Raw genomic sequence first — 25,740 nt, forward strand, 5'->3', positions numbered from 1 at the left:
GCATTCGCGGCTCGTTTATCCGAACCGGAATCCAATGGACAGCGATTGTTGCAAGCCGCCCCCTGCGCCCCAGGGTGCGGCCCCCCATCCCACCGACGCCGCCGCGCGTCGATCCGAATCGCAGCGCCCCGCTGCACACTCCCCGCGCATGTCGATGCAACGCCAGCAGGCGTGGTTCGCGCGTGCCCGTGACCTTCATCCAAGAGCCTGAACACGATGGAATGGTTAGCTGACCCTACGGCCTGGCTGGGCCTCTTGACCCTGATCGTCCTGGAGATCGTCCTGGGCATCGACAACCTGGTGTTCATCGCCATCCTCGCGGACAAGCTGCCGCCTCATCAGCGCGACCGCGCGCGGCTGATCGGCCTGTCCCTGGCCCTGGTGATGCGCCTGGGCCTGCTGGCCAGCATTTCCTGGCTGGTGACCCTGACCACGCCGCTGTTCGAGGTGTTCGGCAAGAGCTTCTCCGGCCGTGACCTGATCATGCTGTTCGGCGGTGTGTTCCTGCTGTTCAAGGCCACCATGGAGCTTCACGAGCGCCTGGAAGGCCGGGTTCACAGCCAGGGTGGCAGCCGCGCCTACGCCCTGTTCTGGCCGGTGGTGGCGCAGATCGTGGTGCTGGACGCGGTGTTCTCCCTGGATGCGGTGATCACCGCCGTGGGCATGGTGGAGCACCTGGAAGTGATGATGCTTGCCGTGGTGGTGTCCATCGGCCTGATGATCATCGCCAGCAAGCCGCTGACCGCCTTCGTCAACGCCCACCCGACCGTGATCATGCTGTGCCTGGGCTTCCTGATGATGATCGGCTTCAGCCTCACCGCCGAAGGTCTGGGTTTCCATATCCCCAAGGGCTACCTGTATGCGGCCATTGGCTTCTCCCTGCTGATCGAGGCGGCCAACCAGCTGGTGCGCTGGCGCCGCAAGCGGCACCTCCAGGGTGATCGCGACCTGCGTGAGCGCACGGCCCACGCGGTACTGCGCCTGCTGGGTGGGCGTGGCGTCGAGGCCGAGGCCGTGGGGGAGGACATCGCCGACCTGGTGGGGGCTGATGACGCCGGGCAGGTCCCCTTCGACCGTCGTGAGCGGATCATGATCAGCGGTGTGCTGAACCTGGCCAAGCGCCCCATCCGCAGCATGATGACCCACCGCGGCGAGGTCGAACGCATCGACCTGGATGAGTCGCGGGAGGTCATCCACGACGCCTTGGTGCGTTCGCCTCACTCGCGTCTGGTGGTGATTCGGGGCGGCGATGTGGACGAGCCCCTGGGTTACGTCCACAAGAAGGAATTGTTGCGTGAGTTGCTGCAGGGCCAGGAGCCGGATATCGAGCAGCTGTTGCGAATTCCGCCGAACCTGCCGGAAAGCGCCTCGGTGCTGAGCGCCCTGGAGGCAATGCGCAAGGCCGAGACCCACGTGGCCTTCGTGGTCAACGAGTTCGGCGGTTTCGAGGGCCTGTTGACCATGACCGATATCCTCCAGTCCATTGCCGGCGAACTGCCGGATGCCAGCGAAGTGGACGGCCTGGACATCGAGCCCTGCGAGGGTGGGTGGAAGGTCAGCGGTGCGGTGAACCTGAGCCTGCTGGGCGAGCGCCTGGGCTTTACCGCCAAGCCCGGCGAGGACTACCAGACCCTGGCGGGCCTGACCATGAGCCTGCTGGATCGCCTGCCGGTGATGGGCGACGCCCTGGAGGTAGAAGGCTGGACCGTGCAGGTGATCGAGCTGAAGGAGCGCCGGGTGAACCGCCTGTTGCTGAAGCCCTTGATGTAGATCGCGTAACCCTTGTAGGAGCGAATTCATTCGCGAAGCAGGCAGCAGGCCTGCCCCTGACCAACAGAAAGGGCCGCACAGCGGCCCTTTTCCTTTCGCGAATAAATTCGCTCCTACAATTCGCGCTGGCGAATTCAGGGCTGTTTGTTCTGCTGCGCCTTCAAAAGGTCGCGGATCTCGGTCAGCAGTTCCTGGTCCTTGGTCGGCGCCGGCGGGGCTTCCGGGGCGGCGGCCTCGGCGCGTTTCAGCTGGTTGATCGCCTTGACGCCCATGAAGATGGCGAAGGCGACGATGATGAAATCGAGCACGGTCTGGATGAACTTGCCATAGGCCAGCACCACCGCCGGAACGTTGCCCTCTGCCGCCTTGAGGGTGATGGCGAGGTCGGAGAAGTCCACGCCGCCGATCAGCAGGCCAATGGGCGGCATGATCACGTCGCCGACGAAGGACGAGACGATCTTGCCGAAGGCCGCGCCGATAATGATGCCCACGGCCATGTCGACCACGTTGCCTTTGACGGCGAAGGCTTTGAATTCACTGAGCAGACTCATGTTTCACTCCCTGAGGTTCTGGTTTTAAGGCTGAAGTGTAATTCAGCGGGAAGAGGCTGCCAGCGCGGGCGCACCTTCCTGTGCAGGCGCACATGCTAGGGCGCTGGCACGGTTGATGCCAAGCCGTGTCCGGGTTTCCGTCAGGCGGCGCTTCCCGACGCCGGACCCTGGTCTAGCCTGAGAGTGAGGCTGCAAGAGGAGGGTCGCTGCCATGCCACTAGAACATCACCCGCTCAACCGTGAATTTCCCGAGTTCAAGGACACCATGCGCTCGCTGCTGCAGAGCGACGCGCACTTTGCCCGGTTGGCGGGGGAGTACCAGGATCTGGATTCGCGTATCTACGAAGTCGAGGACGGTAATCAGGCTCTCGACGATAACGCCTTGCATGGACTCAAGGTCCAGCGGGTCGCCCTGAAGGACGAGATCGCCCGCATGCTCAAGGACGCCAAGGGCTGAGCCCCGGATTGACCGGGATCAACGGAGCCCGGGAGGCGCGCGGATAGGCTGGGGCATCCAAATATCCGGAGCCTCTCCCATGTCTGCCACCTTCCAGAATCCCGGCGCGGACGTAACGTCCGCGTCGCCCCTTTCCGTTGATCGCCGGGAAGCCATCGAGCGCCTGGATCACCTGGAGCAGCAGTACGACCTGCTGCAACGCCGAGTCATGCGTGTGGAGGAGGGCAGCGAGCCGGACGACGGCTCCGGCCTGCCCGTCCTGCGCATGCGCCTGGAGAGCCTGCGTCAGGACCTGGAACGCCAGCGTCGGCGGGCCAGCGGTCAGTGCTGCAACTGTGGGGGCGGCTGCGGGGGCTGATCCGCTATCATGCCGGCTTTCGTTTTTTCGACGGAGGCCGCTGATGGCCAAGGCCAAGCGCATGTACGGCTGCACCGAGTGCGGTGCCACCTTCCCCAAATGGGCCGGCCAGTGCGCCGACTGCGGGGCCTGGAACACCCTGGTGGAAACCGTGCTGGAGGGCGCCGCCGCCACCGCCACTGGTCGTGGCGGCTGGGCGGGCCAGCAAGCGCAGATCAAGACGCTGGCGGAAGTCAGCGTCGAGGAGATGCCGCGCTTCTCCACCGCCTCCACCGAATTGGACCGCGTGCTCGGCGGCGGCCTGGTGGATGGCTCCGTGGTGCTGATCGGTGGTGACCCCGGCATCGGCAAGTCCACCATTCTCCTGCAGACCCTCTGCAACATCGCCGCGCGTTTCCCCGCGCTCTACGTCACCGGTGAAGAGTCCCAGCAGCAGGTGGCCATGCGCGCTCGCCGCCTGGGCCTGCCGGAAGACAAGCTCAAGGTGATGACCGAGACCTGCATCGAAAGCATCATCGCCACCGCCCGGGTCGAGAAGCCCAAGGTGATGGTGATCGACTCCATCCAGACCATCTTCACCGAGCAGTTGCAATCCGCCCCGGGCGGCGTCGCCCAGGTGCGCGAAAGCGCGGCCCTGCTGGTGCGCTTTGCCAAGCAGAGCGGCACGGCGATCTTCCTGGTGGGCCACGTGACCAAGGAAGGCGCCCTGGCTGGTCCCCGCGTGCTGGAGCACATGGTGGACACGGTGCTCTATTTCGAGGGTGAGTCCGATGGCCGCCTGCGCCTGCTGCGGGCGGTGAAGAACCGCTTCGGCGCGGTCAACGAACTGGGCGTGTTCGGCATGACCGACAAGGGTCTGAAGGAAGTGTCCAACCCGTCGGCCATCTTCCTCACCCGCGCCCAGGAGTCGGTGCCTGGCAGCGTGGTGATGGCCACGTGGGAAGGCTCCCGGCCCATGCTGGTGGAGGTGCAGGCGCTGGTGGATACCAGCCACTTGGCCAACCCCCGCCGCGTCACCCTGGGCCTGGACCAGAACCGCTTGGCCATGCTGCTGGCGGTACTGCATCGCCACGGCGGCATCCCCACGTATGACCAGGACGTGTTCCTCAACGTGGTGGGCGGGGTAAAAGTGCTGGAAACCGCCTCCGACCTGGCGCTGATCGCCGCCATCATCTCCAGTCTGCGCAACCGTCCCCTGGCCCATGATGTGCTGGTATTCGGTGAGGTGGGCCTTTCCGGCGAAGTCCGCCCGGTACCCAGTGGTCAGGAACGCCTGAAGGAAGCCGCCAAGCACGGCTTCAAGCGCGCCATCGTGCCCAAGGGCAACGCGCCCAAGGAAAACCCGCCCGGCCTGACGGTGGTGGCGGTGACCCGGCTTGAACAGGCGCTGGATGCGTTGTTCGAGTAGGGATCGATACGCGGACTGCCTCGCATTGGTAATGCAGGAAGTCCGCAGGGCGAGCCTTCGGCCCGCTTGGCGATTGAAATCGCCCCTACAGGAGACGCGAGGAACCTGCCCGTGCGCGGGCCGCCCCCTCTCCCGCTTGCGGGAGAGGGCAGCATTAATGCGGGGAGTCCTTAAGCAGTGAAACCTACTGCTCCCCCAGCGCCGTGAGTTCGCGTTCCAGCAGTTCTTCGCTTCCCAGGTTGAGCTCCACCAGGCGCCGCAGGTGGCTGATGGATTCCAGGTCGATATGGCGGCAGATGAAGCCGAGCTGGTCGTGTTCTGCGCGGGTCAGTTCCACCTCCATGCGCACCTGGATTTCGTCGCTGAGGACGATGCGTGCCTCGAAGGGCAGGGCCGGGTCGCCGCCCCAGTCTGCCGGGCGGAGCACCAGGAGCCCCTTGAGGGAGATGTCATGCAGCTCCACCGACCAGCGCTGGTCACCCTGGGCCAGTTCAGTGGCCGCGTCGAAGTTGATGCGGTGGAAGCGCCGACGTTCGTTGGCGGTTTCACTCATGTCTGTGCTCCTGCGGGATTTCACCCACTATAGACAAGGCTGGCGGGCGTCGCTCAGGTGTTCCGGCGGCGCCGAAACAGCCAGACGGCGACGGCAAGGACCAGGGCGCCAGCGCCCACCAGCAGGTATTTGTATGGGCGAAGGCTGCTTCGCAGCCACTGGCCACGCTCTTCCCAGACGCGCTTGCTGGCGGCGTCAAAGTCCGGCTCTTCGCACTGCTGGCCGAAATTGGCGGCCCAGGGCACGTAGGGCCCCTCTTCCACGTAGCGTCGGTAGTAATGTCGCGCGCCTTCCAGATCGCGGTACAGCAGCCAGCCGGTGGCCTTGCAGAGCACCGCGGCGAACGCATGGCTGCTGCGAGGCAATTGGTCGGCGGCGCGGTCAGCCAGTTCGGCGGCGACCCAGCGGTAGTGGAAGCGGAGGTTGGGTTGGGCGAGGGAGGCATTTTGCCGCTTGGCCTCGTCGGTGCTGAGCAGCCCACCGGCTTCCTGCTGGTCCACCTGGCGCGGGGCGAAGGCGCCGCCGAGAGTGTGGTAGTCCGGCGACATTTCGTAGCCCAGCACTTCCATGCCCTGTTCCCGGGCGATCACCGCAGCCTGGTACAGCGCCTCGGCGCGGCCGCTGGCGGCCCAGCGGCTTTGCGCCTCAGCACGGGCCTGGCCATAGCGGCGGGCCGCTTCGCGGGTGTCGTCACTGTCGAAGTAGGTCAGGGCTTCGGTATAGCGGCCTTCCCGCACCAGCCGGCGAGCCAGGAGGTCCCGTAGCTGCGCAGCAGGCGGGCGTGGCTGCCAGTTTTCGCGTTCTTCCTCGGTCTGCGGTTTGGCGGCGGGGACCTTGGCGTCCACGTAGCGTTTGAGTTCGTCGACGGCCAGGACCCGTTCGGCCACGGTCGCGGCATCCCACCAATAAATGTCGCCGCTGCGGAACAGCAGGTCGAAGGCGTCGAGGTAATCGCCGCGTTGCAGCGAGAGGATGGCGCTTTCGCCGTCCACCCGGCAGCGCGGCTTCACGGTTTCGTAGTCCCAGTTCTCGGTACGGCGGGAGCCCCAGTCTTCATCCGCGGGGAAGGCCCGCGCGGCCTTGGCGTAGGCCTCGGTAGCGCGGCTGGTGTCTCCGTCGCGAAGCGCCAGCTTGGCCCGCAGCCACCAGGCAAGGCCGCTGTCGCCGGCTTTTTCGAGGAAGCGCGCGGAATCGTCGTATCGACCGAACTGGTAGCTCAGGGCCGCCAGGCGATCGGCGTTGGCGAGGTCCGGGCCTGCGTTGTTCACCAGCAGTTCGGCCAGGTGTGCGTCGTCGTTCTGCTCGCCGTCGATACGGCTCAGCAGCCGGGCGGTGAGCAGTTGCTGCACTTCCGCGATTTGCAGCAGCGGGATCAGCTGCGGGTCGGGCATGCGCGCCAGCTCACTGGCGAGTTGGCGCAGGGAACTGTAGCCGGTGGAGGAGTGGTGGGCGGTCTGGCTGGCATAGAGGCGAATGGCCGTGGCCCAGTCACCGGCCCGATAGGCCAGCCGGGCTTCCTCACCCAGACTGGCGATGCCCAGCTCGAGCGGATCGGCATAGCCCTGGGCGGTGAGCTGGCGGGTCTGCTGGAAGGCCTCGCGTGCGGCTTGGGCTGCGTCCTGCATAAACAGTCGCCGTTCTTCTTCGCTCGGCGGCGGCTCGGTGGCGGGTATGCCTTCGGGACGGCTGAGCAGGGACTGGGCGCGGCCCAGGGAGTAGGCGGCCCAGGTGCTGCGCAGGCGTCGTTGGTCCGCCGGCAGTTCGAGGACGCGGCGGAAGTACTCGCTGGCGAGGGCGTAGTCCTGCTGCGCGAACGCCACCGCACCGGCGCTGTAGAGCCGCAGTTCGACGGGCAATTCCAGCCCCTGGTCCTCGGCCTGATGGGCGTCGGTGAGGGTGCGCAGGCGTTGCACGTGCTGGTAGAGCGGCTCGGCCAACTCGGCCTGTTCCACCTCGTCGCGCTGCTGGAGGTAGCGCTCACCGCCGTCATCCCAGTAAGCGACCAGGGTCGCGTCGCCGGACTGGCCGATGCCGGCGGCCAGCTTGCCCAGGCGCGCGGCCTCGAAGGCGAAGTTGCCTTCGGGCAGTTCCGCGAGGGTCTGGGCGCGGTCATCCAGCAGGCTCAGGGGGAACTCGGGGCCGCAGGCCTGGGCGCTCAATACGGGCAGGCAGAGGGCGATGGCGAGGGCCAGGCGGCGGGGTTCAGGGAATAACACGTGATCCTCCTTGATCAAGGGTCTGGCAGCGGGCCCAGCCCAGGGCGCGTTGATGGCCGGCGGACACCTGGCCTTCGATGCTGCGGGTGAATACCAGGCGGTCGGCGTTGCGCTGCAACTGATAGCCCGCGAGGGCATCGGCGGCCTCGCAGCCCTGCGCCGGCAGTTCGACGCGTGCCGGCAGCGGGCCGGCGAGATTGCCCAGATTGGCGAGTGCGAGTTCATGCAGCCGCCCATCCCGGCGGAAGCGTGGCTGGATATCGGCTTTCAGCGGCTCGCCCCGCGTCACCGCGAGCAGGGTGGTCAGCGGCCAGGCGCGGCGGTCTCCGGCCAGCGGCAGGCGAAACCAGATGATCCCGGCCAGATGTGCCGGCGGATTCCGCCGCAGTTCGGTCAAGAGGTCGGCCAATTGCTGCGGCTCGGCTTGCAGCTCCTGGCGCTGGCCGGCGATGGCCAGCGGGCGTTCGCTTTCCACGCGGCCGTTCACCAGGGCGATGCCATAGGCGGGCAGGGCGAGATGGAAGGGGCGTTCCCCGACTGCACTCCAGCGACGGGCCCAGGCCAGGGCGCGGGCCGGGTCGAACAGGCCGTCAGCCGGATCGTTGACCGCGTGGACCTGCAGGACGCTGCTGTTCACCTGCCGCAGCAGGTCGGGTAGGGCGGTGCTGTCGAGCCAGGCAGGCAGGGCGGTGATGCTGAGCGGGAGGTCGTCCGGCAGCGCCTGGCGCAGATCGCGCAGGAAGGCGGCATAGGCCGGCAGGCGCGCGCTGGCGCAGTCATGGTCGATTTCCAGACCTTGGGGTGCGAGGCCCTGGGCCCGCCAGTCATCAATCAGGGCGAGGATGCTGGCGCGGGCGTGCTGGAGGTCATGGCCGGGCAGTTGGCCGTCGAGGCGCACCACCGCGATCAGCGGACGGCCGTCGGCCTTGAGCAGGTCGGCGTCGACCTGCACGCGGGACCAGCCGGCTCCAGGGTGCGCCTGGGCGGCCAGGACGCGCAGGGTGGAGAAGTCGGCGCGGCTCGCGGCCAGGGCCTCGGCGTGGGCCGGCCGCCACTGGCGTTGCCAGATATAGAGCTGCTGGTCGAGGGGGGATGGCGCTTCCGGCCGGCAGCCGGTGGCGAGGAGCAGGAGAAGGGCCAGAGCGGCGCGACGGCGGAAGACAGACATGGGTTCGGCGCGCGCTGGTGCGTCGGGCTCCCTGGGGAAATTGGCCGGGTTTCGGTGGATTACATCCGCAATCGCAGGCGCCGGCAAGGCAGGATTTAGGCGGGTTTGACAGTTTTTCATCCGTCGTCGAAGCTGCTTAGGCGGTTTCTCTATAAATCAATGCGGAGCGCAAATAATGGACAAGCGACTGCTTAGCAAGGGGTTGATCGTGGGGTTGCTGAGCGCAGCCAGCCTGGCGGCGCAGGCTGATGAAGCCGGCGGCAAGGGCTGCGGCTGGGGCAACATGCTTTTCGAGGGACAGCGCGGCCTCGGCCCGCACCTGCTGGCCACCACCACCAATGGCACTTCCGGTAACGCCACCTTCGGTCTGACTTCCGGTACCAACGGCTGCGATTCCAGCGTGCGTATCGGCTATGGCGGCCGTTCCTGGCTGGCCATGAATGGCATGCTGGACAACATCGCCGAGGACATGGCCCAGGGCCAGGGCGAGGCACTGGATGCCTACGCGACCCTGCTGGGCATCGAGCAGGCTGACCGCGCCCACTTCGCGCAGGTCACCCAGGCCAATTTCTCCACCATCTTCTCCGCGCCGGACGTGACCGGGGAGCAGGTGCTTGCTGCCACCCTGGACGTGATGAGCCGCGACCAGCAACTGGCCCGCTACGCCAAGCAGCAGAGCTAAGTTCTGATATGCATAAGAAAGCCGGGCAATGCCCGGCTTTTTTCTTGCCTGCCGTCGCTGCAAGGGCCGTCCCGGAAAGTGGTCGGAATACCATGGGTGATGGAGCGTCTAAGCTTAAGCAAGCCTGCATGTTCACCATTCGGAGCTTCCTATGAACAATAACAACAGCGTCCTGCGTCACCTGCCCTGGGCAGTGCTGGCCGTAGCCGGCGCTTGCGCCCTGGGTGTCGTCGCGTTGCGCCGCGGCGAAGCAATCAATGCCTTGTGGATCGTGGTGGCTGCCGTTGCCCTTTATCTCGTCGCCTTTCGTTACTACAGCCTGTTCATCGCGACTCGGGTAATGCAGCTCGACCCCACCCGCGCCACGCCGGCGGTCATTCACAACGACGGCCTGGACTTTGTTCCGACCAACAAGCACGTGCTCTTCGGGCACCACTTCGCCGCCATCGCCGGTGCTGGCCCGCTGGTGGGCCCGGTCCTTGCCGCGCAGATGGGCTACCTGCCCGGCACCCTCTGGCTGATCTCCGGGGTGGTGCTGGCCGGTGCGGTGCAGGACTTCATGGTGCTGTTCATTTCCAGTCGCCGCGATGGGCGCTCCCTGGGCGACCTGGTGCGCGAGGAGATGGGACAGGTGGCGGGCACCATCGCGCTGTTCGGTGCCTTCCTGATCATGATCATCATCCTCGCGGTGCTCTCGCTGATCGTGGTCAAGGCCCTGGCCGAAAGCCCCTGGGGCATGTTCACGGTGATGGCGACCATCCCGATCGCGATGCTGATGGGCATTTATATGCGCTACATCCGCCCGGGCCGCATCGGTGAGATCTCGGTGGTGGGCGTGGTGTTGTTGCTGACGTCTATCTGGCTCGGTGGCCAGGTCGCCGCTGACCCGGTCTGGGGCCCGGCCTTCACCTTTACCGGTGTGCAGATCACCTGGCTGCTGATCGGCTACGGCTTCGTGGCCGCCGTGCTGCCGGTGTGGCTGATCCTGGCGCCGCGCGACTATCTGTCGACCTTCCTGAAGATCGGCACCATCATCGCCCTGGCCATCGGCATCCTGATCACCATGCCGGAACTGAAGATGCCGGCGCTGACCCAGTTCGTCGACGGCACCGGCCCGGTGTGGAAGGGCGCCCTGTTCCCCTTCCTGTTCATCACCATCGCTTGTGGTGCGGTGTCCGGCTTCCATGCGCTGATTTCCTCGGGCACCACGCCCAAGATGCTGGCCAATGAGTCCCATGCCCGCTACATCGGCTACGGCGGCATGCTGATGGAGTCCTTCGTCGCCATCATGGCCATGGTCGCCGCCTCGGTGATCGAACCGGGTGTCTACTTCGCCATGAACAGCCCGCCGGCCGTGGTCGGCGCGGATGTCACCAGCGTGGCCGCTACTGTCAGCAACTGGGGCTTCACCATCACGCCCGACGTGTTGGAGGCCACTGCCAAGGACATTGGTGAGCACACCATCCTGGCCCGTGCCGGCGGTGCGCCGACGCTGGCCGTGGGCATCGCGCAGATCCTCCACCAGGTGCTGCCGGGTGAGAACACCATGGCCTTCTGGTACCACTTCGCGATCCTCTTCGAAGCGCTGTTCATCCTCACTGCCGTGGACGCGGGTACCCGTGCCGGTCGCTTCATGCTGCAGGACCTGCTGGGCAACTTCGTTCCATATCTGAAGAGGACCGAATCCTGGACCGCCAACGTCATCGGCACCGCTGGCTGCGTGGCCATGTGGGGCTGGCTGCTGTACCAGGGCGTGATCGATCCGCTGGGGGGCATCAACACCCTGTGGCCGCTGTTCGGCATCTCCAACCAGATGCTGGCGGGCATCGCCCTGATGCTGGGCTGCGTGGTGCTGATCAAGATGAAGCGCCAGCGCTATGTCTGGGTGACGCTGATCCCGGCCATCTGGCTGGTGATCTGCACCACCTCTGCCGGCGTGATCAAACTGATCGATCCGAACCCGGCCGTCGGCTTCCTGGCCCTGGCGAAGAAGTACAGCGACGCCCTGGCCGCTGGCCAGGTATTGGCGCCGGCCAAGGATATCGGCCAGATGCAGAACGTGATCTTCAATGCCTACACCAACGCGACGCTGACGGCGCTCTTCCTCTTCGTGGTGCTGAGCGTGCTGTTCTACGCCTTCAAGGTGGGCAGGAGTGCCTGGATGAAGCCGGAGCGCACCGACAAGGAATCGCCGTTCCAGCCGATTCCGGAAGCCTGAGGAGGGCTGACGTATGTTCAATGACCTGAGCCGCATGGGGAAATACCTCGGACAGGCCGCCCGCATGCTCGTGGGCATGCCCGACTACGACAACTACGTCGAGCACATGCGCAATAAGCATCCGGACAAGCCGGTGATGTCCTACGAGGAGTTCTTCCGCGAGCGGCAGGAGGCGCGCTACGGCGGCGGCAAAGGGCGTCCGATTCGCTGTTGTTGAGCGGAGAAGCAGAAACAGGGAGCGCCACGCATTGTCGTGGCGCTTCTTTTTTGCGCGCCTGCAACCGTTGCCATGTCCACCCTAGGTGACGTCCCTCTCCCGGGCCCGGTGCGACCCGGCTCGCAATCCGGACATTTCGGCAGCCAGACACAAGCGTCTGGCAGGCATGGCCATGACAGCATTCCGGGCGATGCTTTTAATCCTTCCAGCCCTCATGGGAGCAGGGCCGGAGGGAACCATGAAGAAGACGTTCTGCCTGTTGCTGTGCACGTTGCTGGTCGGATTCGCCCAGGCCGAAGAGGTGTTGCGGGTCTACAACTGGACCCACTACATCGAGCCCGAGGTGCTGGCGGCTTTCCAGCGAGAGAGTGGCATCCGTGTCGAGTACACCACCTTCAACACCGCCGCCGAACTGGACGCGGCCCTGGCCGGGACGACGCGATATGACCTGGTGGTGCCTTCACATTTCCAGCTCGCCCGGTTGATCGGCGATAAGCGTCTGCAACCCCTGGATTTCAACCGACTGCCCCATTCCAACAGCCTGGACCCGGCGCTGCTGGCCATGCTGGCCGGATTCGGTTCGGCTAACCGTTATGTCGTGCCCTATCTCTGGGGTTCGGTGGGACTGGTGAGCAACCCGGCCCTCGCAGAGCCGGCGTTCGGCGGTGCCTTGCCGAACAGCTGGAGCCTGCTTTTCGACGAGCAGCAGCGATCGCGCCTGGCGAGCTGCGGCCTGGGGATGCTGGATGCACCGGAGGAAACCGTGTCGCTATGGCTCAACTACCGTGGTCGCAACCTGAGCAAGGGCGGCACCCGACAGATCGACCAGGCCGGCAAGCAACTGCTGGCCATGCAGGGGCAGTTTCGCAATCTGGACAATGATGGCTATATCGCCGACCTGGCCGACGGCACGCTCTGTGTGGCCATGGCCTGGGTCGGTCATGCGCTGACGGCGGCGGAGAAGAACTCGGCGCTGCGCTTCCGGATTCCCGATGAAGGCGCGCTGGTGTTCATCGACAGTCTGGCCATTCCCACCAATGCCGCACGGCCGGACCTGGCCTACCGATTCATCGACTATTTGCTGCAGCCGGACAACGCCCGGCGCAATGCCCTGGCCTCGCGCTTCTATTCGCCCCTCGCGCCGGATGCGCCCGAAATGGCCCGTCTGGCGCGGGAGCAGCCGATGCTGGTGCCCGACCAGGCCGATCGCAAGCGTCTCTACTTCCTGGAACGCCTGACGCCGGAGCAGAAGGCGCGGGTCGATGCGCTGTGGCAGCAGATCAAGGCGTCGCGAACGCTGTAAAGACGCCGATCCGTAGGGCGCGCCGCGCGCACCAGGAGAGCTTGGTGTTGCAACCATCGCTCGGTGCGCAAGGCGCACCCTACGGAGGCCCACTTCAGGAGACCGAGCGGAAGTGCAGGCATGAAAAAGCCCGGCATTTGCCGGGCTTCGTCTTTGCGGGTCTGTCGCTTACTTGCCGTATACCGGCAGCTTGGCGCAGATGGCCTTGACCTTCTCGCGAACGCCGTCGACCACGGACTCGTCGCCCATGTTGACGAGGATGTCGCAGATCCAGCCAGCCAGTTCGCGGCACTCAGCTTCCTTGAACCCACGGGTGGTGACGGCCGGGGTACCGATACGCAGGCCGGAGGTCACGAAGGGCGAGCGCGGGTCGTTCGGCACGGCGTTCTTGTTCACGGTGATGAAGGCGCGGCCGAGGGCGGCGTCGGCGTCCTTACCGGTGATGTCCTGCTTGATCAGGGACAGCAGGAACAGGTGGTTCTGGGTGCCACCGGAAACCACGTCGAAGCCGCGCTCGATGAACACGCTGGCCATGGCCTGGGCGTTCTTCACCACTTGCTCCTGGTACGCCTTGAACTCGGGCTGCAGGGCTTCCTTGAAGCACACGGCCTTGGCGGCGATGACGTGCATCAGCGGGCCGCCCTGGCCGCCCGGGAATACGGCGGAGTTCAGCTTCTTCTCGATCTCTTCGTTGGCCTTGGCCAGGATCAGGCCGCCGCGCGGGCCGCGCAGGGTCTTGTGGGTGGTGGTGGTGACCACGTCGGCGTAGGGCAGCGGGTTCGGGTAGACACCGGCAGCCACCAGACCGGCCACGTGGGCCATGTCGACGAACAGGTAGGCGCCTACCTTGTCGGCGATGGCGCGGAAGCGCGGGAAGTCCAGGACCTGGGAGTAGGCGGAGAAGCCGGCGATGATCATCTTCGGCTTGTTCTCGACGGCCAGGCGCTCGACTTCGTCGTAGTCGATCAGGCCGGTTTCCGGGTTCAGACCGTACTGCACGGCCTTGTAGATCTTGCCGGAGAAGTTCACGGAGGCGCCGTGGGTCAGGTGACCGCCGTGGGCCAGGCTCATGCCCAGAACGGTGTCGCCCGGCTGTACCAGGGCCTGGAAGACGGCGCTGTTGGCCTGGGAGCCGGAGTGCGGCTGGACGTTGGCGTAGTCGGCGCCGAACAGCTCCTTGGCGCGGTCGATGGCCAGTTGCTCGACGATGTCGACGAATTCGCAACCGCCGTAGTAGCGCTTGTGCGGGTAGCCTTCGGCGTACTTGTTGGTCAGCACGGAGCCCTGGGCTTCCATCACCGCCGGGCTGGTGTAGTTCTCGGAGGCGATGAGCTCGATGTGCTCTTCCTGACGCTGGGCTTCTTGCTCCATGGCGGCAAACAGGTCGGCATCGTAGCGGGAGAGGGTCAAATCACGGCTGAACATGGCGGTCCTCTTAAGGATCGGTGCAGGGAAAGGCGTGCATTCTACCTGATCGGCCGCAGGCTGGCATATGAAGGTCGGTCATGGGATGGACGAATGGGGCTCAAGTGGGAGTGAGGGCAGGACGCCGCAACTTCCGGCTTCCTGCCTTGAGCTCACCATTCAGCTGAGAATGAAGTTCGCGCTGGTGCCAAACAGGCGCTCGAACTGGGCTGCCGGCACCGGGTGGCCGAACAGGTAGCCCTGGACCTCGTCGCAGCCGTGCTCCCGGAGGAAGCCCAGCTGGGCGTGGGTTTCCACGCCTTCGGCGATCACCGCCAGGTTCAGGCTGTGGGCCATGGCGATGATGGCGCGGGCGATCTGGGCGTCCCGTTCGCCGTCGGGCAGGCCGTCGACGAAGCTGCGGTCGATCTTCAGGACGTCGATGGGGAACTGCTTCAGGTAGTTCAGCGAGGAGTAGCCGGTACCGAAGTCGTCTACCGCGATGCACAGGCCAAGGCGCTTGAGGCTTTCCAGGATGGCCATGGCCTCGGACACGTCGCGCATCAGGATGGACTCGGTCAGTTCCAGCTCCAGGCAGGCTGGCGGCAAGCCGCTGTCTTCGATGATGGCGGCGATGCGTTCGACCAGTTGGCCGTCGCCGAACTGGCGGGCGGAGATGTTCACCGAGATTTTCGGCAGGCGCATCTTGGCCTGGTGCCAGGCCTTGAGCTGACGGCAGGCCTCGCTCAGGACCCAGTCGCCCACCTGCACCACCAGGCCGAGTTCTTCGAGTACCGGAACGAAGTCCGCAGGCGGTACCAGCCCGCGCGTGGGGTGGCGCCAGCGCAGCAGGGCTTCGACGCCGGTGAGGCGCTTGCCGTCGCCGGAGAATTGCGGCTGGTAGTAGAGCAGGAATTCGCCCTGCTCCAGGGCGTGGCGCAGGTCGCTCTCCAGCTCCAGGCGTTCCAGGGCGCGGGCGTTCATGTCCGCCTGGTAGAACTGGAAGTTGTTCTTGCCGCGTTCCTTGGCGTGGTACATGGCCGTGTCGGCGTTCTTCATCAACTGGCTCAGCTCTCGACCGTCCTGGGGCGAAAGGGCGATGCCGATACTGGCGGTGACGAAGAATTCGCGGCCTTCCAGGACGAAGGGGCGGGCGAGGCTGGCGAGGATTTGCTCGGCGACGTGAACCGCCCGGTTCAGCGCCCCTTCGCGGGTGGCGCGGGGCTGCAGGAGCAGGGTGAACTCGTCGCCGCCCATGCGTGCCACGGTGTCGTCTTCGTCCACGCAGTCAGCCAGGCGCACGGCCACATCCTTGAGCATGCGGTCGCCGGCCGCGTGGCCGAGGGAGTCGTTGATCGGCTTGAAGCGGTCCAGGTCCAGGAACATCAGCACGACCCACTCTTCGTGGCGTTCGGCGTGCTGCAGGGCCGTGTGCAGGCGGTCCTGGAACAGAGTGCGGTTGGGCAGGTGGGTCAGGCCGTCGTAGTAGGCCAGGCGGTGAATGCGCTGTTCGCTGGCCTTGCGTTCGCTGATGTCGCTGAAGAAGCAGACGTAGCTGACCAGGTCGCCGTCCTCATCGTGCACGGCCGTGATGCCGACCCAGGCCGGGTAGTGGTCGCCCATCCGGCGCTTGAGCCAGATCTCGCCTTCCCAACTGCCCCGCTGGTTGAGCTGGCCCATGATGTAGTTGAGCTGGGTGGCCTGCTGGCGGTCGGCGGTGAGCATCGTCGGCAGCTGGTCCTGCACGTCTCGGGCGGCATGGCCGGTGATGCGGCAGAAGGCTTCGTTGACCTGAACGATGTAGCCGGCCGGGTCGGTGACCAGGATGGCCGAGGTGGAGTGTTCGAACACCGTGGCCGCCATGCGCATGTCCTTTTCGGCACGGCGCTGCTGGCTGACGTCTCGACCGACGCCGAGCATGCCCTCGAAGCGCCCGTACTCGTCCCACATCAGCATGGTGCGCAGTTCCACCGGGATCTTCTGCCCGTCAGCGCGCATGCAGTCGAAGAGGAACAGCCGCGCCGGCATCTGGCTGCGCAGGTCCGCCAGGCGCTGGGGATTGCCCAGGGCGCTGCGGATCTGCTCCAACTGCTCGAACAGGGTGTGCATCTGCCGCGGGTCGGCGGCCATCCCGCTGAATCCGTTGGCCACGGTCCACTCGGCGCTGTAGCCGAGCACCCGCAATACGGAGGGGCTGACGTAGTTGAGCTGCAGGTCGCGGTCGGTGGTGAAGATCACGTCGCTGATGCTTTCGGCCAGCATGCGGTAGCGGCGTTCGCTCTCGCGCATGGATTCGGTGGCTTCGATCTGCTCGGTGATGTCCTTGGCCACGCCGATCAGGCGGCTGACCCGGCCGTGTTCGTCGCGGGCCAGGGCCTGCTCACGGATATCGAACCAGTGCCAGGTGCCGTCGTTATGCCGCCAGCGCAGCTGGCACTGCAGCAGCATGCCATCGCCTACCACCTGCTGCATGTTGCGTACACGCCAGTACTGCTCGGCGTCGTCCGGGTGCAGCACTTCTTCCCAGAAACGCTCGCCCATCCGGCGGATGGCGGCCTTGTCGTAGCCCAACTGCTGGGCCAGACGGTTGTTGGTGAGCATCACCCGCTTGCCGATGAGGTCGTGGACGTAGAGGGTGTCGGGCACCGCCAGCACCACGTCGGACCAGAAGCGCTCCCGTTCGATCAGGGAGAGTTCCATCTCCTTGCGACTGGTGATGTCGTTGATGCTGAGGGTGACGGCGTCCAGGTCCTGGATCATGTCGGGCAGGTTCAACACCAGCCAGATATGCCGCTGCTGGCCCTGGAGCGTGACGATCTGGCTTTCCATCTCCAGGTGTTTGCCGCCCCCCAGCAGCGCCGCCATGAGCCGGAAGCGGATGCCGCTTTCGTGCAACCGGCGGAAGCCGATCAATTGCTGCCAGGCCTGCTCGCTGCTGCCGACCCCCAGCAGCCGCATGGCGACCTGGTTGACCTCGGTGATGCGCAACAGGCGCAGCAATTCCATGTGCCGCTGCGGGTTGTCCCGGACCCATTCGGCCAGGCTTGCCTTGTCACGGACGCCCAGCTGGATCAGGTGCCGGCGCAGCTCGGCCAGATCCAGCACGCAGAGTGCGATGCCGCTGCCTTCGAAGATGTCCTGGTAGCGCCGCCGTGTTTCCTGCAGCACGCGAAGGGAGCGCTGTTCCTCGGTCACGTCGCGCAGTACCCAGACGTAGCCCAGCAGTTGGGCGCCGTCGTTCAGGTCGTTGCGGGTGACGGCCAGCAGGCGTTGCTCGCCGCCACGTTCGAACGGCACAAGGTCCGAACCCAGTTCGTGGTCGAGGCCGGGGGCATTCAGGAGCAAGGGGTCCAGATCCGGCAGCAGGGCCAGCAGGTGATGTTCCTGGGCGGTCTCGCCGCTGACGCCGAACATGGCTTCGGCCTGGGGGTTGAGGTAGCTCAGCCGGCCATCCACCTGGGTCACCAGGACGCGTTCCTCGATCACGCCGAGGGCGCTGGCGGCCTGGCGCAGGGAGCGCCGCGACGCATCGTTGAGTTCGCGCAGGCCGCGTTGCTCGCGTTGCAGGTAATAGAGGGCGATCAGCGCCAGGGCGGCGCTGATGAGGAACAGCAGGAGCTTGCTCAGCAGCTCGGGCAGCAGGTGAGCCCGTACCTGGCGCTCGTCGTGGAGGGCGCGGAACTGCCAGTCACTGTGGCTCAGCGGCGCGACGAGAATGGTCTGCACCTCCTGCTCCGCGGTGATCGGCATGACGATGGGGGTGGCGCGGCTCGGTTTGCCGCTCTGCGCCAGGACGCGCTGGAGGTAGTGGTCTTCCAGCAGCCAGCGGTAGTCGTCGTGGTCCTTGTTCTTGAGCAGCCAGGTGCGAATGGCCTCGGCATCCATGCGCAGGGCCCAGTAGCCGCTGGGTTCGGGCAGTGGCGACTGGCGCAGGATCAGGTAGACCTCGCCACGGCGCTGGGTGCTGAAGGCGTAGTGGTACAGCTCGCCCTCGCTGCGCTGGACCAGGGTGACGAGAAAGCGTGCATCGTCGCTGCCCACCTGGGTGTCGGCCAGCAGGCGCCCGTTGGGATTGAGCCAGGCCAGGCTGCGCGCGGCCGGCAACAGGGGGCGAAGCAGGTCAAGGGTGGCCAGGCGCTGGTCTTCGTCGTGTACGTCGTAGGAGCGCTGGCGGAGCAGAGTGAGTGCCGCATCGGCCTTCATCTGCATGATCAGTTCGAGGTGGTTGGCCAGTTCGTGGGTCAGGGTGTAGTTGCGGTCCCGCGCGCCGTCCTGCAGCTGGCGGTACTCCTGATGAAGCTGCCAGAGCAGCAGGGCCAGCATCAGCAGCACCAGGCCTCCCAGCAGGCTCTTGACCGAGCGCTGCGCAGGGGCTCCGGGCAGGAGCTGTCCGGACTCGCGCTGGGCTGGAGGAGGGGGGCTGGCTGGCACGAATGGATTTCCTGCTGTCACTGCTCGATGGGCAGGTGTCGGAGCATACCGGGCCCCAAGGCCCACGGGGCCGCTAGCATGCCTTGAAGGGATACAAAGTGCCAGCACGACCGACGAGCGTCGTTTGCCCTCACCGGCGCATTCCGGTAGCTTTGCCGCGCGCGCGCGGGAGCGCCTGTTCCCATTTTGTCGCTCCCCGCCTTATCCCTCATTCGTCATAGCACCAAGGTCAGCCAATGGCTCAATACGTCTACACCATGCACCGGGTCGGCAAGGTCGTGCCCCCGAAGCGTGAGATCCTCAAAGACATTTCCCTGTCCTTCTTCCCGGGCGCCAAGATCGGCGTGCTCGGTCTGAACGGCGCGGGTAAGTCGACCCTGCTGCGCATCATGGCCGGCGTGGATACCGAGATCGACGGTGAAGCCCGCCCGATGCCGGGCATCAAGGTCGGTTACCTGCCCCAGGAACCGAAACTCGACCCGACCAAGAGCGTGCGTGACATCGTCGAAGAGGCCGTAGGCGAGATCAAGCAGGCCCAGGCGCGTCTGGACGAAGTCTATGCCGCCTACGCCGAGCCGGATGCCGATTTCGACGCCCTCGCTGCCGAGCAGGCCAAGCTGGAGGCCATCCTCCAGGCCTCTGACGGCCACAACCTGGAGCGTCAGCTGGAAGTCGCCGCCGATGCCCTGCGTCTGCCGCCGTGGGACGCGAAGATCGAACACCTCTCCGGTGGCGAGAAGCGCCGCGTAGCGCTTTGCCGCCTGCTGCTGTCGGCCCCCGACATGCTGCTGCTGGACGAACCGACCAACCACCTGGACGCCGACTCCGTCGCCTGGCTGGAGCACTTCCTCCACGACTTCCCCGGCACCGTGGTCGCCATTACCCACGACCGTTACTTCCTCGACAACGTCGCCGGCTGGATTCTCGAACTGGACCGCGGTTACGGCATCCCCTTCGAGGGCAACTACTCCGGCTGGCTGGAATCCAAGGCCAACCGCCTGGCCCAGGAAGCCAAGCAGGAAGCCTCCCACGCCAAGGCCATGAAGGCCGAACTGGAGTGGGTGCGCCAGGGCGCCAAGGCTCGTCAATCGAAGTCCAAGGCCCGTCTGCAACGCTTCGAGGAAATGCAGTCCCAGGAATTCCAGAAGCGCAGCGAAACCAACGAGATCTACATCCCGGCCGGTCCGCGCCTGGGCGACAAGGTCATCGAACTGCAGAACGTCACCAAGGGCTACGGCGATCGCGTGCTGATCGACGACCTGTCCCTGAGCATTCCGAAAGGCGCCATCGTCGGCGTGATCGGCGGTAACGGCGCGGGTAAATCCACCCTGTTCCGCATGCTGACCGGCAAGGAGCAACCGGACTCGGGCACCATCGAGATCGGTGAAACTGTGCAGATCGCCAGCGTCGACCAGAGCCGCGACAGCCTGGAAGGCACCAAGACCGTTTGGGAGCAGGTTTCCGACGGCTTCGAGCAGATCAAGATCGGCAACTACGAAGTCCCGTCGCGCAGCTACGTCGGCCGCTTCAACTTCAAGGGCGCCGACCAGCAGAAGTTCGTCAAGGACCTCTCCGGTGGTGAGCGTGGCCGCCTGCACCTGGCACTGACCCTGAAGCAGGGCGGCAACGTGCTGCTGCTCGACGAACCGTCCAACGACCTCGACGTGGAAACCCTGCGCGCGCTGGAAGAAGCGCTGCTGGACTTCCCCGGCGCCGCCATCGTGATCTCCCACGATCGCTGGTTCCTGGACCGTATCGCCACCCACATCCTGTCCTACGAGGACGACGGCAAGGTGACCTTCTTCGAAGGCAACTACACCGAGTTCGAAGCGGACCGTAAAAAGCGTCTCGGCGACGCGGCCTCCCAGCCGCACCGGGTGCGTTACAAGAAGCTGGCGCAGTAACCGGCTGCGTGACCATGGCGCTCCCGGCCTCGCGACAGGTTCGTGGGGGCCGGACGAGCGCAATGTGAAAGCGGAGCCGAAAGGCTCCGTTTTCGTTTCCGGAGGTTCCATGAAGGGATTCAACCACTACCTGTTCTGGCTCTCGACCCTGGCGCTGTTCGGTGTCTGCGGCCTGTATTTCTCTTTCTACCCGTCTGCGGCCTGGAAAGTGGGCTCCGTTCCCTGTGCCCTGTTGCTGGGGGGCGGGTTATACGCCTGGCTGGCCTGGCGCGAGCGGTTTGCCAGCCTGTTCCAACTGGAGACTGATGCGGCGCGTTGGCACCTGCATCTCACCTTGGGCTCGTTGCTGGTACTGGTGGTCTGGGGCGCCCTGCAGGTGCCAGTGGCCGCGCTCTACACCCATTGGCTCGGCGAGGACACCGAGTTCGCTGCCCGTGTCCTGAACAAGGAGCAGGGCGGACTGGGCTGCGGGTTCAAGGTGGAGCTGGTGCTGGATGAGGTGGCGCAGGGCATGGGCATTTGCGTCACCGAGGACGTCTGGCACGCGCTGCCGTCCCGTGGCGCCGTGGTGATGCGGGGCAAGAGCAGCGGCCTTGGCATCAATCCCAGGCAAGTGCTGGGGGGTACGACGCGCTGAGGCTCGCTGTCGCGTGGCTGGATCTTATTTGGTGCGTCCAGTGCCGCAAATTGGTGCGAAACCTTGTCACTGCAGGCTGAGGCAGGGTCCCTGAAATAGAGGGGGCTGTGTAGGAAATGCTGCTGCCCCTTGTCTGAATTTATAGTTAATGCACCAAAAAGATTCAGAAAAGCGTCATTTTGCCCTATCGAGGTGCCTCTCGGATTGATAGAGTCTCGCGCCATAAATTGTTCACAAAAGAAAAACTGGTGAGAGTCATGATGCAATCCGTCGACGCCTTCCTGCAGCGCCTGAAGCAGCGCGATCCCGACCAGCCTGAGTTCCATCAGGCCGTGGAGGAGGTCCTGCGCAGCCTGTGGCCTTTCCTGGAAGCCAACCCCCGTTACCTGGAAGCCGGAATCATCGAACGGATCGTCGAGCCTGAACGCGCCATCCTGTTCCGCGTACCGTGGGTCGACGACAAGGGCCGCGTACAGGTCAACCGCGGCTACCGCGTACAAATGAGCAGCGCCATCGGCCCGTACAAGGGCGGCCTGCGGTTCCACCCGTCCGTGAATCTGGGCGTGCTGAAGTTCCTGGCCTTCGAACAGGTCTTCAAGAACTCGCTGACCTCGCTGCCCATGGGCGGTGGCAAGGGCGGCTCGGACTTCGATCCGAAGGGCAAGAGCGACGCCGAAGTGATGCGCTTCTGCCAGTCCTTCATGAGCGAACTGTACCGTCACGTCGGCGCCGACCTGGACGTACCGGCCGGTGACATCGGTGTGGGCGGTCGTGAGATCGGCTTCATGTTCGGCCAGTACAAGCGCCTGGCCAACGAATTCACCTCCGTGCTGACCGGCAAGGGCCTGAGCTACGGCGGCAGCCTGATCCGTCCTGAAGCCACCGGCTACGGCTGTGTGTACTTCGCCCAGGAAATGCTCAAGCGCAGCGGCCAGGACTTCGACGGCAAGCGTGTGACCATCTCCGGTTCCGGCAACGTGGCTCAGTACGCTGCGCAGAAGGTCATGGAGCTCGGCGGCAAGGTGATCTCCCTGTCCGACTCCGAAGGCACCCTGTACATCGAGTCGGGCCTGACCGTCGAGCAGTGGGAATACCTGATGGACCTGAAGAACGTCCGTCGCGGCCGCATCAGTGAGATGGCTGCCCACTTCGGCCTGGAATTCCGTGCCGGCCAGACCCCGTGGCACCTGTCGTGCGACATCGCCCTGCCGTGCGCCACCCAGAACGAACTGGACGCCGAGGACGCCCGCACCCTGCTGAAGAACGGCTGCATCTGCGTCGCCGAAGGCGCCAACATGCCGTCGACCCTGGAAGCGGTGGACCTGTTCATCGAAGCAGGCATCTTCTACGCGCCGGGCAAGGCCTCCAACGCCGGCGGCGTGGCAACCAGCGGTTTGGAAATGAGCCAGAACGCCATGCGCCTGCACTGGACCGCCGGCGAGGTGGACCAGCGCCTGCACGGCATCATGCAGAACATCCACCACGCCTGCGTGCACTACGGCGAGGAAAATGGCCGGGTGAACTACGTCAAGGGCGCCAATATCGCCGGCTTCGTGAAAGTGGCCGATGCGATGCTGGCGCAGGGCGTGGTGTAACCCCGGCGTGACCTTGTAGGGGCGAATGAATTCGCCCCTACCGCTACTGTTGACCTTCACCATCAATCGGGGTGCAACGCCCGTCCCATGGCATTGCCCCGGTTTCGCTCCCACTCATCGTCCCGGTCGCGGAACCTGTCCTCGTATTCCCGCCGCTCGTCGCTCTGAACCTGGGCCTGGCACTGGCGGAAGCCATCGCTCCAGCCTTCCGCATAGTTGGCGTCCTTGAGGTAGCGCGGCACGTCCTTGCGGAACTCCCCACTGATCGCCCCCGCCGCCTGGCGACCACTGCTGCAGCCGTGCGCAAAGCCATCGGCAAAGGCCGGTGGATAACCCTGGGCGATCAGGTGGTCATGGGTGGTTTCGCAGCCCGCGAGCAGGGTTGCGCAGAGGCTGAAGAGGAGGGCGGCGCGGCGACACGCCATGGCGAACTCCCATGCGCCGAAGGGCGGGCGCACGCGTCTTGATGGTCACGGGGCAACAAGGGTTGTTGTTCTGTGATTCTCGGCCGAGGGATGTCGAGGTTTCGTCAAAGTGCCGTGATGACGACGTCATGGAAATCCTGCCGCCGACTCTGGACCTGGCAGCGAACAGGCAGGAATCGCTGGATCACCTCGATATTGCTGGTGAGGTGGTCGCTCAGCGTGCAGGTGCTGAAGCTGCCTCCGCCAGCAAGAGCCATGGGCAGCAGCAGTTGGTCGGCAAGATGCTCGCTGGTCGCCGCGCCGCTGTCGAGCCAGGTGCGGGCCAGGTCAATTGCCTGATCGGCGACCCGTTCAGACGAAATCCTTGGCTGGCCGAAGGCGCAGAACATTTCTGTCACCCGTTCGCAGGTGATTTCCAGCAGCAGTGCATTTCCCGGGCCCTGGTCCGTGGGGATGGCATCTACCTTCAGGCATTCCTGTGCCCAGCCCAGCCGTCTCGCCACTCGTTGAAGCTCGCGCTGGCCGACATGCCCTGGCACGCCGGACAACAGGGACCGGGCCTCCTGGCTCAAGCGCGTGCCCGGGGCTGGCAGGTGCAGCGGTCGCAGCTCGCCGGGAACCACCCGCGCCAACAGTTCTCCGCCTCCGGCTGGCATGAAACCATGGCGCAGCAACTCCAGTTCCACCCCCACGCCCATGCGCCGCAGGAGTGGCAACCAGGCGCGCTGAAGGAAGTCCGCCGGCGGCGCCAACGGATTGTGGGTCCCGCCAGTGATTCGCAGGCTGCTCGGCCCAGGTGCGACGAGCAGGGCCGGTAACAGGGTCTGCATCACCAGGGTGCAACTGCCTGCACTGCCGATGGCAAAGCGATAATCTCCGGCGCGAATCGAACCCGGAATGAAACTCAGCGTCTGCGAGCCCAGCTCCGCACCGTCGGTTCTGGCCGCGCAGACTTCTGCTGCCGCCAGCACAGCCGTCAGGTGCTGACGCAGCAACCCTGGACGACTGCGCCGCGCGCGGATGTTGCGGATGCGGAAGGCCCGGCCGCTGACCATCGACAGGCTCAGGGCGCTGCGCAGGATCTGCCCTCCGCCGATGGCGCCGTCGAGTTCGAGGAATGGCTTGTTCATGACTGTCCTGTCTTCATCCTGATTACGTTGCATGGCGCCTCACGCATTCCCGCCCGCCCTATCCCTTCACGCACACCACCTGGCGCAGGGTGTGCACCACTTCCACCAATTCGCTCTGGGCCTGCATCACGGCGTCGATGTCCTTGTAGGCCATGGGAATCTCGTCGATCACGTCCTTGTCCTTGCGGCATTCCACGTGGGCGGTGGCGCGTACCTGGTCTTCGACGGTGAAGACCTTCTTCGCCTTGGTCCGGCTCATGGTCCGTCCGGCGCCGTGGCTGCAGGAGCAGAACGACTCTTCATTGCCCAGCCCACGGACGATGAAGCTCTTGGCACCCATCGAGCCGGGAATGATGCCGAGCTGACCCTTCTGTGCGGACACCGCGCCCTTGCGGGTTACCAGGACCTCCTGGCCGAAGTGGCGCTCCTTCTGCACGTAGTTGTGGTGGCAGTTGACCGCCTCCAGGTCCGCCTCGAAGGGCTTGGTGATCACCTTGCGTGCGGCCTCGATCACGGCATGCATCATCAGTGCCCGGTTCTGCCGCGCGAAGTCCTGGGCCCAGCCCACTGCCTCCACGTAGTCGTTGAAGTGCTTGCTGCCCTCTTCGAAGTAGGCCAGGTCCCGGTCCGGCAGGTTGGCGATGTGCTGGCGCATATCGGCCTGGGCCAATTCGATGAACAGGCTGCCGATGGCGTTACCCACGCCTCGCGAACCGCTGTGCAGCATGAACCAGACGCGATCGGCCTCGTCCAGGCAGACCTCGATGAAGTGGTTGCCGGTTCCCAGGGTGCCCAGGTGATTGCGGTTGTTGGTTTTCTCCAGTTTCGGGTACTTGCCGGTAATGGCCTTGAAGCGTCCGGCCAGGGCCGACCAGGCATGGTCGGCAACCCCCGGCACATGCTCCCAGGCGCCCTGGTCGCGGCGGCCGAAGGTCTTTCCGTGGGGGACGGCACGTTCGATGGCGCTGCGCAGGCCGTGCAGGTTGTCCGGCAGGTCGGCGGCCACCAGCGAGGTACGGGCGGCGATCATTCCGCAGCCGATATCCACGCCGACGGCGGCCGGAATGATGGCGCCGACGGTGGGGATCACGCTGCCGATGGTCGAGCCCTTGCCCAGGTGTACGTCTGGCATCACGGCCAGGTGCTTGAAGATGAAGGGCATCTTGGCCGTGTTGATCAGTTGTTGGCGGGCGTCGTCCTCGACCGGCACGCCCTGGGTCCAGAGCTTGATCGGCTTGCCATTGGCGACTTCCAGCAGTTGGTATTGCTTGTTCACGGTCCTGTCCTCTCTGTAGCCGGCGGCACGCGGGCCG

20 protein-coding genes are annotated in these 25,740 nt (G+C 65.3%); 11 read left to right on the forward strand and 9 right to left on the reverse strand.

The window, feature by feature from the left end:
* Nucleotides 1-216 precede the first annotated feature (216 nt).
* Entirely contained in the window at nt 217-1,770 is a 1,554-nt protein-coding gene (locus TQ98_RS03375; RefSeq protein WP_044872218.1) for a TerC family protein, read from the forward strand.
* Between the two features lie 134 nt (nt 1,771-1,904).
* Here TQ98_RS03375 and mscL read toward each other — a convergent pair whose 3' ends face one another.
* Nucleotides 1,905-2,321, reverse strand: coding sequence for a large-conductance mechanosensitive channel protein MscL (mscL, locus tag TQ98_RS03380; protein ID WP_044872217.1), 417 nt, complete (start codon nt 2,319-2,321; stop codon nt 1,905-1,907).
* 211 nt (nt 2,322-2,532) lie between these two features.
* Here mscL and TQ98_RS03385 point away from each other — a divergent pair, with 211 nt between their 5' ends.
* The 3 genes from TQ98_RS03385 to radA all read left to right on the forward strand — a co-directional run bounded on the left by TQ98_RS03385 (nt 2,533) and on the right by radA (nt 4,544).
* Nucleotides 2,533-2,778, forward strand: coding sequence for a YdcH family protein (locus TQ98_RS03385; RefSeq protein ID WP_044872216.1), 246 nt, complete (start codon nt 2,533-2,535; stop codon nt 2,776-2,778).
* Between the two features lie 79 nt (nt 2,779-2,857).
* Nucleotides 2,858-3,136 (forward strand): hypothetical protein, encoded by a 279-nt coding sequence (locus TQ98_RS03390; RefSeq protein WP_044872215.1) that lies wholly within the window; start codon nt 2,858-2,860, stop codon nt 3,134-3,136.
* A gap of 43 nt (nt 3,137-3,179) precedes the next feature.
* A complete protein-coding gene (gene radA, locus TQ98_RS03395; protein ID WP_044872214.1) occupies nt 3,180-4,544 on the forward strand; it encodes a DNA repair protein RadA in 1,365 nt (454 codons plus the stop codon).
* Between the two features lie 184 nt (nt 4,545-4,728).
* Here radA and TQ98_RS03400 read toward each other — a convergent pair whose 3' ends face one another.
* From TQ98_RS03400 to TQ98_RS03410, 3 genes are read right to left on the reverse strand one after another with little or no spacing between them, the layout of a single operon-like run.
* Nucleotides 4,729-5,097: a PilZ domain-containing protein gene (locus tag TQ98_RS03400; protein ID WP_044872213.1), complete on the reverse strand. Its 369-nt coding sequence runs from the start codon at nt 5,095-5,097 to the stop codon at nt 4,729-4,731.
* Between the two features lie 53 nt (nt 5,098-5,150).
* Nucleotides 5,151-7,313 (reverse strand): hypothetical protein, encoded by a 2,163-nt coding sequence (locus tag TQ98_RS03405; RefSeq protein ID WP_044872568.1) that lies wholly within the window; start codon nt 7,311-7,313, stop codon nt 5,151-5,153.
* On the reverse strand, nt 7,300-8,481 hold the full coding sequence (locus tag TQ98_RS03410; protein ID WP_103102865.1) for a DUF3142 domain-containing protein: 1,182 nt from the start codon (nt 8,479-8,481) through the stop codon (nt 7,300-7,302). The genes TQ98_RS03405 and TQ98_RS03410 overlap by 14 nt, the downstream gene beginning before the upstream one ends.
* A gap of 175 nt (nt 8,482-8,656) precedes the next feature.
* On the opposite strand from TQ98_RS03410, the gene TQ98_RS03415 reads away from it, so the two are divergent.
* The 4 genes from TQ98_RS03415 (at nt 8,657) to TQ98_RS03430 (ending at nt 12,901) form a co-directional block, all read left to right on the forward strand.
* Nucleotides 8,657-9,163 carry a DUF3015 domain-containing protein gene (locus TQ98_RS03415; protein WP_044872212.1) on the forward strand — a complete coding sequence of 169 codons (507 nt, stop codon included), beginning with the start codon at nt 8,657-8,659 and terminating at the stop codon, nt 9,161-9,163.
* Nucleotides 9,164-9,314: 151 nt separating this feature from the next.
* Nucleotides 9,315-11,381 carry a carbon starvation CstA family protein gene (locus TQ98_RS03420; RefSeq protein WP_103102866.1) on the forward strand — a complete coding sequence of 689 codons (2,067 nt, stop codon included), beginning with the start codon at nt 9,315-9,317 and terminating at the stop codon, nt 11,379-11,381.
* Between the two features lie 13 nt (nt 11,382-11,394).
* On the forward strand, nt 11,395-11,598 hold the full coding sequence (locus TQ98_RS03425) for a YbdD/YjiX family protein (RefSeq protein ID WP_044872209.1): 204 nt from the start codon (nt 11,395-11,397) through the stop codon (nt 11,596-11,598).
* A gap of 238 nt (nt 11,599-11,836) precedes the next feature.
* The gene (locus tag TQ98_RS03430) at nt 11,837-12,901 is read left to right on the forward strand and encodes an extracellular solute-binding protein (protein ID WP_044872208.1); all 1,065 of its coding nucleotides are present in this window, start codon (nt 11,837-11,839) and stop codon (nt 12,899-12,901) included.
* Nucleotides 12,902-13,069: 168 nt separating this feature from the next.
* Here TQ98_RS03430 and glyA read toward each other — a convergent pair whose 3' ends face one another.
* Nucleotides 13,070-14,326, reverse strand: a complete 1,257-nt coding sequence (gene glyA / locus TQ98_RS03435; RefSeq protein WP_044872207.1) for a serine hydroxymethyltransferase — start codon at nt 14,324-14,326, stop codon at nt 13,070-13,072.
* Between the two features lie 159 nt (nt 14,327-14,485).
* Nucleotides 14,486-18,628, reverse strand: coding sequence for an EAL domain-containing protein (locus TQ98_RS03440; RefSeq protein WP_044872567.1), 4,143 nt, complete (start codon nt 18,626-18,628; stop codon nt 14,486-14,488).
* 344 nt (nt 18,629-18,972) lie between these two features.
* Here TQ98_RS03440 and ettA point away from each other — a divergent pair, with 344 nt between their 5' ends.
* From ettA to gdhA, 3 genes are all read left to right on the forward strand, one after another.
* Nucleotides 18,973-20,640: an energy-dependent translational throttle protein EttA gene (ettA, locus tag TQ98_RS03445; protein ID WP_044872206.1), complete on the forward strand. Its 1,668-nt coding sequence runs from the start codon at nt 18,973-18,975 to the stop codon at nt 20,638-20,640.
* Between the two features lie 109 nt (nt 20,641-20,749).
* On the forward strand, nt 20,750-21,277 hold the full coding sequence (locus tag TQ98_RS03450; RefSeq protein WP_044872205.1) for a hypothetical protein: 528 nt from the start codon (nt 20,750-20,752) through the stop codon (nt 21,275-21,277).
* A 257-nt stretch (nt 21,278-21,534) separates the two neighbouring features.
* Complete coding sequence (gdhA, locus tag TQ98_RS03455) at nt 21,535-22,872, forward strand: NADP-specific glutamate dehydrogenase (protein ID WP_044872204.1); 1,338 nt, start codon at nt 21,535-21,537, stop codon at nt 22,870-22,872.
* Between the two features lie 62 nt (nt 22,873-22,934).
* Here gdhA and TQ98_RS03460 read toward each other — a convergent pair whose 3' ends face one another.
* From TQ98_RS03460 to TQ98_RS03470, 3 genes are all read right to left on the reverse strand, one after another.
* Nucleotides 22,935-23,297, reverse strand: coding sequence for a hypothetical protein (locus TQ98_RS03460; RefSeq protein ID WP_044872203.1), 363 nt, complete (start codon nt 23,295-23,297; stop codon nt 22,935-22,937).
* A gap of 104 nt (nt 23,298-23,401) precedes the next feature.
* Nucleotides 23,402-24,427, reverse strand: a complete 1,026-nt coding sequence (gene rtcA / locus TQ98_RS03465; RefSeq protein ID WP_044872202.1) for an RNA 3'-terminal phosphate cyclase — start codon at nt 24,425-24,427, stop codon at nt 23,402-23,404.
* 58 nt (nt 24,428-24,485) lie between these two features.
* A complete protein-coding gene (locus TQ98_RS03470; protein ID WP_044872201.1) occupies nt 24,486-25,703 on the reverse strand; it encodes an RtcB family protein in 1,218 nt (405 codons plus the stop codon).
* Between the last annotated feature and the right edge of the window lie 37 nt (nt 25,704-25,740).

Origin of the sequence: Pseudomonas sp. LFM046 (assembly GCF_000949385.2) — a bacterium.
Classification (GTDB): domain Bacteria; phylum Pseudomonadota; class Gammaproteobacteria; order Pseudomonadales; family Pseudomonadaceae; genus Metapseudomonas.

What these genes read in the sequence shown, in the direction of transcription:
- TQ98_RS03375 (WP_044872218.1), top strand. Translation starts at nt 217, where the DNA reads ATGGAATGGTTAGCTGACCCTACGGCCTGGCTGGGCCTCTTGACCCTG.
- mscL (WP_044872217.1), bottom strand. Translation starts at nt 2,321, where the DNA reads ATGAGTCTGCTCAGTGAATTCAAAGCCTTCGCCGTCAAAGGCAACGTG.
- TQ98_RS03385 (WP_044872216.1), top strand. Translation starts at nt 2,533, where the DNA reads ATGCCACTAGAACATCACCCGCTCAACCGTGAATTTCCCGAGTTCAAG.
- TQ98_RS03390 (WP_044872215.1), top strand. Translation starts at nt 2,858, where the DNA reads ATGTCTGCCACCTTCCAGAATCCCGGCGCGGACGTAACGTCCGCGTCG.
- radA (WP_044872214.1), top strand. Translation starts at nt 3,180, where the DNA reads ATGGCCAAGGCCAAGCGCATGTACGGCTGCACCGAGTGCGGTGCCACC.
- TQ98_RS03400 (WP_044872213.1), bottom strand. Translation starts at nt 5,097, where the DNA reads ATGAGTGAAACCGCCAACGAACGTCGGCGCTTCCACCGCATCAACTTC.
- TQ98_RS03410 (WP_103102865.1), bottom strand. Translation starts at nt 8,481, where the DNA reads ATGTCTGTCTTCCGCCGTCGCGCCGCTCTGGCCCTTCTCCTGCTCCTC.
- TQ98_RS03415 (WP_044872212.1), top strand. Translation starts at nt 8,657, where the DNA reads ATGGACAAGCGACTGCTTAGCAAGGGGTTGATCGTGGGGTTGCTGAGC.
- TQ98_RS03420 (WP_103102866.1), top strand. Translation starts at nt 9,315, where the DNA reads ATGAACAATAACAACAGCGTCCTGCGTCACCTGCCCTGGGCAGTGCTG.
- TQ98_RS03425 (WP_044872209.1), top strand. Translation starts at nt 11,395, where the DNA reads ATGTTCAATGACCTGAGCCGCATGGGGAAATACCTCGGACAGGCCGCC.
- TQ98_RS03430 (WP_044872208.1), top strand. Translation starts at nt 11,837, where the DNA reads ATGAAGAAGACGTTCTGCCTGTTGCTGTGCACGTTGCTGGTCGGATTC.
- glyA (WP_044872207.1), bottom strand. Translation starts at nt 14,326, where the DNA reads ATGTTCAGCCGTGATTTGACCCTCTCCCGCTACGATGCCGACCTGTTT.
- TQ98_RS03440 (WP_044872567.1), bottom strand. Translation starts at nt 18,628, where the DNA reads ATGCTGGCCCTGCTGCTCTGGCAGCTTCATCAGGAGTACCGCCAGCTG.
- ettA (WP_044872206.1), top strand. Translation starts at nt 18,973, where the DNA reads ATGGCTCAATACGTCTACACCATGCACCGGGTCGGCAAGGTCGTGCCC.
- TQ98_RS03450 (WP_044872205.1), top strand. Translation starts at nt 20,750, where the DNA reads ATGAAGGGATTCAACCACTACCTGTTCTGGCTCTCGACCCTGGCGCTG.
- gdhA (WP_044872204.1), top strand. Translation starts at nt 21,535, where the DNA reads ATGATGCAATCCGTCGACGCCTTCCTGCAGCGCCTGAAGCAGCGCGAT.
- TQ98_RS03460 (WP_044872203.1), bottom strand. Translation starts at nt 23,297, where the DNA reads ATGGCGTGTCGCCGCGCCGCCCTCCTCTTCAGCCTCTGCGCAACCCTG.
- rtcA (WP_044872202.1), bottom strand. Translation starts at nt 24,427, where the DNA reads ATGAACAAGCCATTCCTCGAACTCGACGGCGCCATCGGCGGAGGGCAG.